Annotated in this window: 11 protein-coding genes; 5 read left to right on the top strand and 6 right to left on the bottom strand. The window is 50.9% G+C overall.

The features are described from left to right. Positions 1 to 79: 79 nt before the first annotated feature. Together ACQY69_RS01395 and ACQY69_RS01390 are read right to left on the bottom strand one after the other, a co-directional pair. Entirely contained in the window at positions 80 to 976 is an 897-nt protein-coding gene (locus ACQY69_RS01395; RefSeq protein ID WP_428257991.1) for a YitT family protein, read from the bottom strand. Between the two features lie 51 nt (positions 977 to 1,027). Beyond that, positions 1,028 to 2,239 (bottom strand): PucR family transcriptional regulator, encoded by a 1,212-nt coding sequence (locus tag ACQY69_RS01390; protein WP_428257989.1) that lies wholly within the window; start codon positions 2,237 to 2,239, stop codon positions 1,028 to 1,030. 225 nt (positions 2,240 to 2,464) lie between these two features. Here ACQY69_RS01390 and ACQY69_RS01385 point away from each other — a divergent pair, with 225 nt between their 5' ends. The 5 genes from ACQY69_RS01385 to ACQY69_RS01365 all read left to right on the top strand — a co-directional run bounded on the left by ACQY69_RS01385 (position 2,465) and on the right by ACQY69_RS01365 (position 8,323). Beyond that, a complete protein-coding gene (locus tag ACQY69_RS01385; RefSeq protein ID WP_428257988.1) occupies positions 2,465 to 3,751 on the top strand; it encodes a cysteine desulfurase-like protein in 1,287 nt (428 codons plus the stop codon). 3 nt (positions 3,752 to 3,754) lie between these two features. Continuing rightward, a complete protein-coding gene (locus ACQY69_RS01380) occupies positions 3,755 to 4,900 on the top strand; it encodes an alanine racemase (RefSeq protein ID WP_428257986.1) in 1,146 nt (381 codons plus the stop codon). Positions 4,901 to 4,902: 2 nt separating this feature from the next. Continuing rightward, a complete protein-coding gene (locus ACQY69_RS01375) occupies positions 4,903 to 6,408 on the top strand; it encodes a Na+/H+ antiporter NhaC family protein (RefSeq protein ID WP_428257984.1) in 1,506 nt (501 codons plus the stop codon). Positions 6,409 to 6,425: 17 nt separating this feature from the next. Beyond that, positions 6,426 to 7,625 carry a pyridoxal phosphate-dependent aminotransferase gene (locus ACQY69_RS01370; RefSeq protein ID WP_428257982.1) on the top strand — a complete coding sequence of 400 codons (1,200 nt, stop codon included), beginning with the start codon at positions 6,426 to 6,428 and terminating at the stop codon, positions 7,623 to 7,625. Positions 7,626 to 7,717: 92 nt separating this feature from the next. Continuing rightward, positions 7,718 to 8,323, top strand: a complete 606-nt coding sequence (locus tag ACQY69_RS01365; protein ID WP_428257980.1) for a tRNA (mnm(5)s(2)U34)-methyltransferase — start codon at positions 7,718 to 7,720, stop codon at positions 8,321 to 8,323. Positions 8,324 to 8,442: 119 nt separating this feature from the next. Here ACQY69_RS01365 and ACQY69_RS01360 read toward each other — a convergent pair whose 3' ends face one another. The 4 genes from ACQY69_RS01360 to argF form a co-directional block, all read right to left on the bottom strand. Continuing rightward, the gene (locus tag ACQY69_RS01360; RefSeq protein WP_428257979.1) at positions 8,443 to 9,060 is read right to left on the bottom strand and encodes a CYTH domain-containing protein; all 618 of its coding nucleotides are present in this window, start codon (positions 9,058 to 9,060) and stop codon (positions 8,443 to 8,445) included. Positions 9,061 to 9,200: 140 nt separating this feature from the next. Further along, entirely contained in the window at positions 9,201 to 10,148 is a 948-nt protein-coding gene (gene arcC / locus ACQY69_RS01355) for a carbamate kinase (RefSeq protein WP_428257977.1), read from the bottom strand. 12 nt (positions 10,149 to 10,160) lie between these two features. Continuing rightward, positions 10,161 to 11,378, bottom strand: coding sequence for an arginine deiminase (arcA, locus tag ACQY69_RS01350; protein ID WP_428257976.1), 1,218 nt, complete (start codon positions 11,376 to 11,378; stop codon positions 10,161 to 10,163). 35 nt (positions 11,379 to 11,413) lie between these two features. After that, positions 11,414 to 12,409 carry an ornithine carbamoyltransferase gene (gene argF / locus ACQY69_RS01345; protein ID WP_428257975.1) on the bottom strand — a complete coding sequence of 332 codons (996 nt, stop codon included), beginning with the start codon at positions 12,407 to 12,409 and terminating at the stop codon, positions 11,414 to 11,416. Positions 12,410 to 12,421: the final 12 nt, after the last annotated feature.

Below are 12,421 nucleotides of genomic sequence, written 5' to 3'. Positions count from 1 at the left end.
ATTATTATACCTCCTTTGCCTATAAAAGTAAAGTATATTACTCTCTAAACATTGGGTATAAATGACTTTTTCCGCCGCGTCACAGCCTTTTCACGAAATGTCCGCTCACATGAGTCCCCTGGAAGAAGATGACGAAAGCGTTCGGATCGTTTTTTCTGACTATCTGTTTCACCCGGTTTATCTCGTACTTGCTCACCACCACCGCCATGACGTCGGTAGCCTCGTCCGTATATCCCCCGTATCCGTGCCAGTGGGTTATTCCCCGGTGCAGCTTTTCCATTATCTCATCCTGTATGCGCAGATTGTGCTTCTTGGAAAAAATCAGACACGTCACATTTATGTTCTGAGCGTGAGTCCTGTCTATAGCCAGCGTAAGACAGGCTGTATAGATGATGGAATATATGGCCGTAGGGATATCGAAGAGTATGGCGCATATGAAATAAAGTCCCGCATTTACCATGAGACTCAATTTGCCGACTGAAAAGTTTTCAAATTTCTTTGTAAAATACACTCCAAGTATGTCGAGTCCCCCTCCACAGCCCGAAGCTCTGAGCGTCATACCCATGGACACCCCGCCCAGAAGGCCGCCTATGAGACAATTAGCCAGCACATCGTCCAATATCGGCTTTGCGGGGATATATATCAACGTCATGAACACTGTCTGAGCCGCCACCGAAAGCAGGGTCTTGAAGAAAAAATTCTTCGATATGGTCCTGAATGCCATGATGAAAAGAGGTATATTCACGATGAAATTTATCATTCCCGCTATATCTATATGGTGCGGCAGCGAGCTTCCAAAGAGCGATATGAGCACGCTTCTTGTCACCTGGGATATCCCCAGCACTCCGGAGCTGTAAAGCCCCAGAGGTACTATGAACATATTCACGCTGACCGCGAAAAGAAACGCGCTTACGCAAACGATAGCATATTTCTTTGCTTCCGCCTTCACCACTTCCCTGTCAACTCCTCTGATCATGACCGTCCTCCCTAAAACACTGCGGCTCCGGGCCTTTTCCCGTCCGCGCCACTACGAAACAGGACTTCTGAAAAACATTTTTAAATAAGGCCACGCCTTATAGATCTTCACGAACATGTATAGTCTGCCATACAGCTCCATATTGTTGCCGGCGCCAAAGATCTCTCTGATCCTTTCCACCCTGTACCTTACCGTATTCTTATGCTGACACAGGACCTCCGCCGTCCTTTCCACGTTACCGCCCCATTCCGCGAAGGCCAGTGCCGTCTCCAGGAGCGGCATATGCTTGGCTGCCGGCCGCAGCAACGCCGCCTCAGTCACCCGGCTCCATTCTCTGACGCTCCTCTCATCCATTGATGAAAACACGGCATAGTCACATTCGTGACTGTCGAAGAACACAAATGCTTCTCCGTCTAAGATACATTTCACATTAGCCAATATCGACCTTCTTATGACGAACGGAGCCTCTTCACTTCGGCAACTGTATCCTGCGCCTATCCGCATCCCTCTGAAGCTGTCATCAGCCAGCATACGATCTATCAGCGCCATCCCATATTCTTTTACCCGGTCTTCTCCCTCGGTATCAAAAGATATTATGAACAGGATCCCCCTCTTATACATAAGACGTGAATATACGATATTGAGTTCCTCACGCTTTATGTTTTCCAGAAGGTTCCTGTTATTATGTATGTATTCGTAAAGCCGGCTGATGCTGTCCGAGCGGATCGGTTCATTGTCGGATATGTATACAGCCATAAAAGCGTTATCGTAAAAATACGGATTAATTTGAGTGATGGAGAAACGGAACTCGTCGGCCGTCATATCTGTCTCGTTGAAGATCCCGTCCAATATGCTTTCATAACCGGCCTCCTCGCTGTCGATCTCCAGCTGCTTCTTGACTTCATGAATTATCTCATCGACGTAAACCTCACTGAAGAAAAAAATCGGGACGTGCCGTTCCTCAGCGAACACCTTTATTTCGTCTGATATTTCGCTGTAATATATCTCCTTTATCATTATCGCGGAGCTGTTATTCATTATCAGCGCTTTAAGATACTTGTCAGCTTTTCTGCTGTCATCTTTCGCTCCCATCAGCGTCGTGATGACGATCTCGCCCGCATTGAAATACTGCGGTATCTGTTCCGCGCTTTCCCAGTCCAAAAATCCGATATACAGAACATTGTTGCTGAGACCGCTTTTCCCGGCCACCAGCCTTACCGTGGCGAAAAGCGGAGACAACATCAGATCTGAAACAGTGAGCATATCCGGCCTCCTCTAAATCCGTTATCATCTGTTATCTGCCTGTTAATCATTATACACTATTTCTACCCCTTTTTTCATCAAATGGCAAACAGGATTTGTATTTTATCCAAATTTGTATCCTCCATTTTGGTACTTTAAATAATTGCAATATTTTGATAATTTTCTATAATATCCATAAATCATTATTTATATGCATATCTGTTTTAACAGCAAGGAGGTATCACAATGAGTTTTAAATTTGATGTTGAAGCGGTGCGAAAGCAGTTCCCTGCATGTAGCATTGAAATAGACGGAACTCCCATCGCCTATCTGGACGGCCCGGGAGGAACACAAGTCCCTCAGCAGGTGCTGGATGCCATAACAGGCTACCTGGTAAACGATAACGCCAACGAAGACGGGAACTTCACGGCCAGCTATAAGGCAAGGCAGGTCGAGGATGCAGCCAGAGAAGCTGCCGCCGATTTTCTCGGATGCGATCCCGAAGAAATAGGCTTCAACTGCGCTTCTACCCAGAACTGCTACAATCTGGCCATCAACCTTTCAAAGACATTCAAACCGGGAGACGAGCTTATCATCACGGAGATCGACCATCAATGCAATATCGCTCCGTGGGAATCTCTCCAGAGGATGGGTTGCGTCGTAAAGACCGTCAAGCTCGATACGAAGACTCAGCAGCTGGACTTCGAAGACTTCAAATCAAAGCTGTCGGACAAGACAAAGGTTGTTGCTGTCAACTGGGCGTCCAATGGCCTCGGCACTATTACCGATGTCAAGAAATTCATCGATGAAGCCCACAAATACGGCGCACTGACAGTTATCGATGCGGTCCACTACGCAGCTCATCTGCCTATAGATGTAAAAGCTATCGGCACCGATGCCCTTCTCTGTTCTTCATACAAGTGGTTCGGTCCTCACATGGGCGTCATCTATCTGAGAAAAGAACTCATCGACAGCCTGGACTTCAACAACGCGGGAGCCGATGACATCAGCGAGGGCGCCAGAAAATTCCACATGGGTACTCCGCAGTACGAGCATCTCTGCGGGATCCGCGCCGCCATCGACTTCATCGCCTCCATCGGTGAGAAATACGTATCCGATTTTGCTGACGAGCTGGAGGGACTTGAGGGGCGCCGACGAAACGTCGTTGCCGGCATGCTGGCCATCGACGCCTATGAGGCTCCGCTGGCCGAGAAGCTGCGAAAAGGTCTGCGCAGGATCGAGGGTGTCAACGTATACGGTCCGGCAGAAGGACAGCCGCGGACCCCTACCGTGGTATTCACCATGGATAACTACAGTCCCGAATTCGTGACAAAGGTGTTCGGCTCCAAAGCCATCAACTCCTGGAACGGAGATTTCTATGCTATAAAAGCCATCAAGGCCATAGGCCTTTCCGAAAGCGGCGGAGTCATCAGACTGGGTCTGGCTCCATACTGCACCGAAGGCGATATCGACAGAGTCCTGAGTACAGTAGTTTCCATCGCTGCCGGCGAATACGATTCATTTGAGGAGTAGACGATGAATACAAATATCAACGATATACGCAAAACATGTTATCCTTCCGTTACAGTCGATCTCAATAAGCTCTACGACAATACGAAGCTGGTGACGGACGCATGCCGCAAAGACGGAATAACCGTCGCCGGTATCGTCAAAGGCTGCAACGGGATACCTGAAGTCGGCGAAACCATGCTGCGGGCAGGCTGCACTCAGCTGGGCACATCGAGAATGGATCAGATCATCGATATGAAAAGCCGAGGTATGGACGATGTGGAATATCTTCTCGTCAGGATACCGATGCTCTCCGAGGCTGAAGAGGTGGCAGCCTACGCCGATATCAGTCTTCAGAGCGAGCTTTCGGTCATAAGAGCTGTAAACGACGCCTGCGGAAAATTCGGTACGCATCACGATGTGATACTGATGGCTGATCTCGGAGACCTTCGCGAAGGCTTCTGGGACAAGAGCGAACTGGTCGAAGCAGCTCTCTGTATCGAAAACTCGCTTGATAACATCGATCTTCGAGGTGTGGGAACGAATCTCGGCTGCTACGGCTCCATAAAGCCAAATGTAGAGAAAATGAACGAACTGGTCAGTATTGCCGAGGCCGTGGAGTCCGCCATCGGACGAAAGCTTGAGATCATTTCCGGCGGAGCTACCAGCTCCTACCCGCTCGTCCTGGAGGGCGCGATGCCGCCGCGGATCAATCACCTGAGGATCGGCGAGGGAATCCTGCTGGCCTATGATCTCAAGGAGATATGGGGCCTGGACATGAGCGGTATGAGACAGGATGTATTCACGCTGAAGGCGGAGGTAGTCGAGGTCAGAGAAAAGCCGTCCCATCCGGTAGGCGAGATTTTCATAGACTGCTTCGGCCGCAAGCCGGAATACGAAGACCGGGGCATACGAAAACGCGCCATACTGGCCATGGGAAAGCTGGATTTCGCGCTGAACGACAAGATATTCCCCCGGATCGACGGAGTCGAGGTCATCGGAAGCAGCAGCGACCACTGCATTCTCGATATCGAAGACTGCCGTCAGGATATCCTCGTCGGAGATATACTGGAATTCGACCTGAGCTATCCGTCACTTATGTATCTCACCGGAAGCAGATATGTAAATATAGAAATTAAAAAGCAAGGTGTTTTTAAAAGAGAGGAGAAATGAAAATGAAAGCACTGATCATGATTTTCAAAATCTCACCTATTTTCGTCCTCTGCGGCCTTGTCATGTCGGGATTCGATATGCTGATGGCTGCGCCTCTTGCCTTTTGCTACGCAGTATTCGTATGCTGGATCGTAACGAAACGCAAGGTCATGGACGTTATCGAAGGAGGGCTCGGCAGCGTAAAAGATGCAATAATGATATTCTTCATATTCATGATGGCATACGGCGTCGCTGCCTTCTTCATGACTACGGGAGTCGGAGCCGCCGTCATCATGGCCGCTCTCAAGCTGGGTATCAACGGCCAGAATGTTGCCCTCATCGCCTTCCTCGTCAGCTGTCTTTTGTCTCTCGGTACAGGTACCTCCTGGGGAACATATGCAGCCACCATCCCTATTTTCATTTGGATGAGCCATATCGTGGGCGGCGATCCGGTCCTTACCATGTGTGCCTGCGCCGGCGGAGCAGGCTTCGGTGACAACGTTGCCCTGATATCCGACACCACCATCATGACATGCGGTATCCAGGGAGTACAGGCTGTAGACAGATTCAGGAAACAGCTTGTATGGTCGCTGAGCTGCGTCGCCCTGGCATCCATATGCTTCTTCGTGGCAGGACTTGTAATGGATCTTCCGACAACCTCATCCAGTGCTGCTCATGCCATACAGAACATACCTGAGAACGCCTGGGCAGCTTTGGAGGTCGAACGTCCTGACGCCATAGACCTGCTTCATCAGGTGGAAGCCGGCAATATCCCTCTGTGGATGATGATACCTGTAGCGCTCATCGTCATCCTGGCGGTGCTCCGCGTATCTACTTTCGTATGCCTCGCAGTCGGCATAGTCAGCGCAGCCATCATGGGCGCCTTCATAGGCACGCTGACATCCTTCGGTGACTTCATGCAGCAGCTTTACGACTCCTTCGCCGATGCCGGAAGCTGGATCGTGATATTCGTCATGTGGGTGATCGCCTTCGGAGGCGTTATGAGAGAAATGGACGCATTCCGTCCGCTGGCTCTCTTCTGCCTGAGAGCATCCAAAAAAGTGCGCCACCTGATGTTCTGGAACTCCATCCTATGCATCATCGGCAACATGCTGCTGTCGGATGACCAGGCCCAGATGGCCACGATGGGACCTATCATAAGGGACATCGTCGACGAAAACGTGGAAGGAAGCGAAGAAGACATGTACGATCTCAGGTGCAGGAACGCCATGTACGGCGACGCCATCGGCGTACTGACAGGCGAACTGATACCATGGCACGTGTGCAACGTGTATTACGTAGGACTTTGCGCTGCCGTCTATCCACTCGCGTCCTTTACCGCGGTAGATCTGATCACCCTCAACTTCTTCGCCTGGATATCCATAGGCTCCCTGCTGATACTGACCCTTACAGGTCTGGACAGGTTCATACCTAAATTTGCGATTCCGAAGGAACCTCAGGTACAGCTGAAGAAAAACTTAGCATCGACCGAAAAAGCCCTGAAGTCTGACGAAAACGCGACCGTTTAAACGGTAAGGAGAAAGCCATGTATATATCAAAAAAAATATCTGAAATCGAACATTCTCCCATAAGGAAATTCAACAGATACGCCCTGGAAGCTGAACGCAGAGGCGTAAAAGTATACAGGCTCAACATAGGACAGCCGGACGTGAAAACGCCCGGCTGCTTTATGGAAGCCATCAGATCCTGCAGCAGCGATATCATCGCCTATTCCGAATCAGGCGGCGACACACTTCTCCAGGATGCCATGATAGATTATTTCCGAAGATATGACGTCAGCCTCACGCGGGACGACATCATCATCACGGCCGGCGGCTCCGAAGCCTTGAGTATGGCCTTTTCGTGTATACTGGATACGGGAGATAACGTTGTCATAGCCGAGCCTTTCTATACCAACTACCGCACATTCATAGCTGCGGCAGGCGGCGAGATCTCTCCCATAACGACGACTGCCGAAACAGGTTATTCCTACGCCGATGTCAGCCTCATCGAATCCGCTATAAACGAAATGACAAGAGCTATCGTTTGCACTAATCCCGGCAATCCTACAGGCAAAACGCTCTCGCTCGCCGATATGGAGCTTATCGGCGACATCGCGATAAAACACGATCTGTGGTTGCTTGCCGATGAAGTTTACAGAGAATTCACGTACGACGGCAGCGAAGCCATCTCCTTCGGATCTCTGGAAAGGATACAGGACAGGCTGATAATAACCGACTCCGTATCGAAGCGCTTCTCAGCCTGCGGCGCAAGGATAGGCGCTCTCATAAGCAAAAACCCGGGATTCATGAACTGCGCCATGAAACTCGCCCAGGGAAGGCTTTCCTGCCCTACTCTGGAACAGGCAGGCTCGGCCGCCCTATACAGGCTGCCTGCTTCCTACTTCGATACAATGCGTCAGGAATACGAAAAACGGCGTGACGCGGGATACAGAGAACTGAGCCGGATACCCGGAATCGTATGTTCCAAGCCGAACGGTTCGTTTTATATCATGGCAAAGCTTCCTGTTCACGATGTCGAAGATTTTCTCATGTTCCTCCTGCGCGATTTCGAGGATCGAGGCGAAACGGTGATGTTCTCTCCCGCAAAGGGCTTCTATATGACGCCCGGCCTGGGTGAAGATGAGATCCGTATCGCTTGCGTTCTCAACGCGCATGACCTTGAACGCGGAGCGGAACTCATCCGGCTGGGGCTTGAGCAGTACCTTCCGCGCCACTCCCGTTGACCACCGGATCCCAGCAGCTCCAAAACTCTTGATTTTACTCTTTCCTTGATCTATAGTATCCCTGTATACTTCCAACCAAGGAGAAAAGCATCATGTCAAACATAATACAGACCACAACAGAGCTGGCCATCCATATGGTATCAGGATACGCGAAGAAGGGCGGGGTTTTTACAGACGCTACATGCGGGAATGGCCACGATACCCTGCGGCTGGCCAAAATGGGGCCTTCGAAGCTTTACGCCTTCGACATCCAGTCAGACGCCATAGAGAATACCAGACGCCTTCTCATCTCAGAAGGATTCGGACCCCAACTGAAGGACGGCACCATAGAGCTGATACGAGATTCTCACGAGAACATGCGGGACCATATTGGCAAATCGGCTCATACCGCCGCGCCTGTCGATGTCATCATCTTCAATCTTGGTTATCTGCCGGGCGGCGATAAGCATATCACCACCGGAGAAATATCTACCCGCAAAGCAGCAGAAACATCACTGACGCTGTTGGCTAAAGATGGCCTTCTCTGTATCACAATGTACAGCGGTCACCCTGAAGGCCAACGCGAAAAGGAAGCACTGCTGGGAATGGCCTCCGCTCTCGACCCTCGCACATACCATTCAGCATACGTCAATATGCTCAATCAGAGGAACGAGCCTCCTGAGCTGCTGCTCATAACGAAAAAGACCGGCGGCAGATGACCGTGTCCATACCCTGGAGAGCTCACATCAAAGCGCCGGCTGTATAATGTATACCCAAGGCAACAAAAAAGGAACAGCTCCGTGTTCCTTTTCTTCGCCGCGATCTCTGAACGGCCTTGTCATCTGTTGTCCTTTATTATCCTTATGCCTCTCGAATATTTGCTTCTGGATTCCTTCTCAAGATGGTACTGGCCGCAAAGCTTTCTCCCCAGGCATTCCAGCTCTTCTGACTCACCGGAAAACAGCTCTATCTCCACCTCCGATATAGGCTCGTCACCGTAAGGAGTCACTATCTTTCCCTGGTCGATGGAAAGCTCGAATATGCCTTTTCCTGTGTCGATCCTGAACCGTCTCCTCATGAACCTGGTCTCCAGCAAACCTATGAGAGCTTTGTCTCCTATGATCTCCTCCAGGACTGCTCCCATCTCGCTTTCACGGAACACCGAAGGATCCGGTCTGTCATCCTGTACCGGTACGTTGATCTCTTCCCTCGTGTGCAGTGCGCCGTCACTCTGACCGCTCCACTTGAGAGCCGCCACCCAGCGGCACCCTTCCTTTCTGACTCTGTAGGCTATGCTATGCTTTGCCAGATCGCAGTCGGACGTATCGAAATATTTAGCCATGAAGCACAGCTCCTCTCGGGATCCGTCCTCCTCGTAGCTGAAAAACAGCTTGTCATTCCAAATATCGTCCGCCACTTCAGGCGTCGGTATCCTGTATTTCAACTCTATCTCCATACATTAAACCTTCCCGTTTATATTATTTGTTCTGGTCTGTCAAATCTATGAAAATCGACTTTATAGATGATACCGCTTAATATACAGCAAGTCAAGTAATTAATTTTTTAACAAATCCATCGCCGGGACATGCCGGGGAACTAGTTGAAGGTGATAACCGTTCCTGTCTTGCCCTCCAGCGCATCTACAGCCTTATCCAGCGACGTTATGACAGCTTTCTTATCGGGAAATCTTCTCACGAATTTCATGGCTGCTTCCACCTTTGGCAGCATGCTTCCTGCCGGAAATTGACCATCATCCACATATTTTGCCGCTTCCGCCAATGTCATGGAGGACAGATCCCGCTGGTCAGGCTCATTGAAGTTGACGGCCACCTTCTCTACTTCAGTCAGGATCATCAGCATATCGGCCTTCACCTCTTCCGCCAGAAGCTCCGCTGCGAAATCCTTATCGATGACAGCTGCCACTCCTTCCAGCGTCCCATCGGGATTTTCCACTACCGGGATCCCTCCGCCGCCGCACGTTATCACGATGGAATGATCCCATAACTGTCTGACTGCCTCTATCTCCACTATCCTCCGCGGCAACGGCGATGCCACCACTCGTCTGTACCCTCTTCCCGCGTCCTCTTTCATAGTGTAGCCCTTCTCCCGCTCCAGCTTTCTGGCTTCCTCTTCGGTATAAAATGGCCCTATCGGCTTGGCGGGATCCTGGAAAGCAGGATCGTTGGCATCGACTATGACCTGAGTAGCCACCGTCACCACCGGGATATTCCTGTTGCTTCTGTTGAGAGCATATTTGAGACATTGCTGTATGTGGTAACCTATATATCCCTGAGACATGGCTCCACACACATCAAAAGGCATGGCAGGCGTCACATCTTCAGCCGCCTCCGATGCCATCACTATCCGTCCCACCTGCGGCCCGTTGCCGTGAACTACAGCAATCTCATACCCCCTGCCACTTATGGCAGCGATATGCTCGCACGTCTTCCTCACTACTTCCAGCTGCGCCTGGGCCGTCGCCGGCCCGCCTCCCGACTGGAGAGCATTGCCGCCCAACGCCACTACTATTCTCTCCGCGCTCATACCTTGACCCTCCTATATGTCGTCCCTGTTTACAGGGCAGCTCATGCACCTTGGGCCGCCTCTGCCTCTTGAAAGCTCGGAGCTGGGTATAGTCAGCACCTTTATCCCCTTCCTGTCCAGCAGCTCATTGGTCACGTAGTTCCTTTCATAAGTCACCACCACTCCCGGCGCTATGGCCAGCGTATTGGAACCATCGTTCCATTGCTCCCTCTGCGCTGCCTGAGGATCGTCGCCGCCGCATCTTATCAGCTCTACCGCCGGAAGTCCCAGCTCTGTCTTCAGTATGCTGGCCAGCTGATCCTGTACGCTGCTGAAATGAGTTTCCCCGCTCCTGTCAAGGGTTATCTCATAGATCTGCAGCGGCCCCTCTATCTCCGGATGGATGGTGAACTTGTCGAAATCAACCATGGTAAACACCGTATCCAGGTGCATGAACGCTCTTCTCTTTGGTATGTCGAACACCAGTATCTTCCTGAACGTTGAATTATCCAGAATGTTTCTGGCCAGCTGCTCTATCCCTGCCACCGTAGTCCGCTGAGACAGACCTATAGCGACGATCTCATCCGACAGCACCAGCACATCTCCGCCTTCTATGGAATAAGCCTGATCGTAATCGTACCACAGCTCCGTTCCCTCAGGGGCGAAATCTTCGTCATACCTGAACATATACTGGAGCAGCAACGCTTCCCGCCTCCTGGCCGAGGTGCTCATATGATGGACGCTGACACCGCTGCCGATACACGCGCCCTGGTCTCTGGTAAAATACAGGTTAGGCATCGGATCCGTATAGTAAGGATAACCGGCGGAAATGTAGTCGGCCAGCGAATTTGACTTGACATCCAGCTCGCTTTTCCTGACGCCGGAGATGACCTTCTCCACCAGTTTCCTCGGCTCCATCCTCAGCAGGTAATCTTCCAGAGCTTCCCTGACCGCGTCGGAATGCACGTCGCTTTCGTCTATGAACCGCTTCACGAACATCTGTCTTACGTTCCTGTCCTTCAGAGCTTTCGCTGACTCGTCCACATAATAGATGACTTCCACGCCATTCTCCCTCAGCAGATCAGCGAACCTGTCATGCTCCTGCTGCGCTACCGCAAGATACGGTATATCGTCAAACAACAGCCGCTCGAAATTGTCTGGCACCAGTCCTTCTATCTCATCGCCTATGCGATGGAGCAGGACTTTATTCAGCCTGCCTATTTCCGAATAGTTGTTTACCCCTTTTTTCATAAATCCCTCCGAGTCATATAGTCATCGCCTCATCGTCATCCCATCGTCGCCACGATAACGGCCTTGATTGTATGCATCCTGTTCTCCGCTTCGTCGAACACCTTGGAATGCCTGCTCCTGAATACTTCATCGGTGACTTCCCTTATATCAAGGCCCTTTTCCTTCTGCTCCCTGGCCATATCCGTTTCAAAATCATGGAAGGACGGCAGGCAGTGGAGGAAAATAACGTCCGGATTTTCTGTCTTTTCCAGCATTTCCATGGTCACCTTGTAAGGCGACAGAAGCTTCACCCTTTCCTCTATCTGATCTTCTTCTCCCATCGAAGCCCATATGTCGGTGTATATCACGTCCGCTCCTTTGAGGCATGCCGGATCAGAAGACACTTCGATGACGGCTCCCGTCTCGTCAGCTACCGTCCTCACCTTCTTCATTATATCCTGATCCAGTTGCTGAGCCAGCACATCAGGCCCGTAAGCCACGTAGTGCATCCCCATCTTGGCACAGCCATACATCCAGGCATAGCTCATATTGTTCCTTATATCACCGCAGAAGATCACCTTTACCTTGCTGAGAGGCTTGGCGATGTGCTCTTCTATAGTCAGCATATCCGCCAGTATCTGAGTTGGATGATCCACGTCGGTGAGTCCGTTCCAGACAGGTACTCCGGAATACTTGGCCAGATCTTCCACTACCGACTGCTCGTAGCCCCTGTACTCTATCCCGTCGAAAAACCTTCCCAGTACTTTGGCCGTATCCTCCAGACTCTCCTTCTTCCCCATCTGTGAACTCTTCGCGTCCAGGAACGTCACATGCCCGCCTTCATCGTGGCATGCCACCTCGAATGAGCATCTTGTCCTGGTGGACGTCTTCTCGAACAGAAGCACGATGTTTTTTCCTCTGAGAGCTTCCGTCCTGATGCCGGCTCTCTTCTTTGCTTTAAGATCTCTGGCCAGATCCAGCATATACCTGATCTCCTCAGGGGTAAAATCCATCAGCGTCAAAAAACTTCTTCCTTTCAAATTAACCGCCATTTTATGTTCTCC

Source organism: Gallibacter sp. Marseille-QA0791 (genome assembly GCF_965119705.1).
GTDB lineage: Bacteria > Bacillota > Clostridia > Peptostreptococcales > Anaerovoracaceae > Lentihominibacter > Lentihominibacter excrementipullorum.
This window is presented reverse-complemented; position numbering and strand designations above follow the sequence as displayed.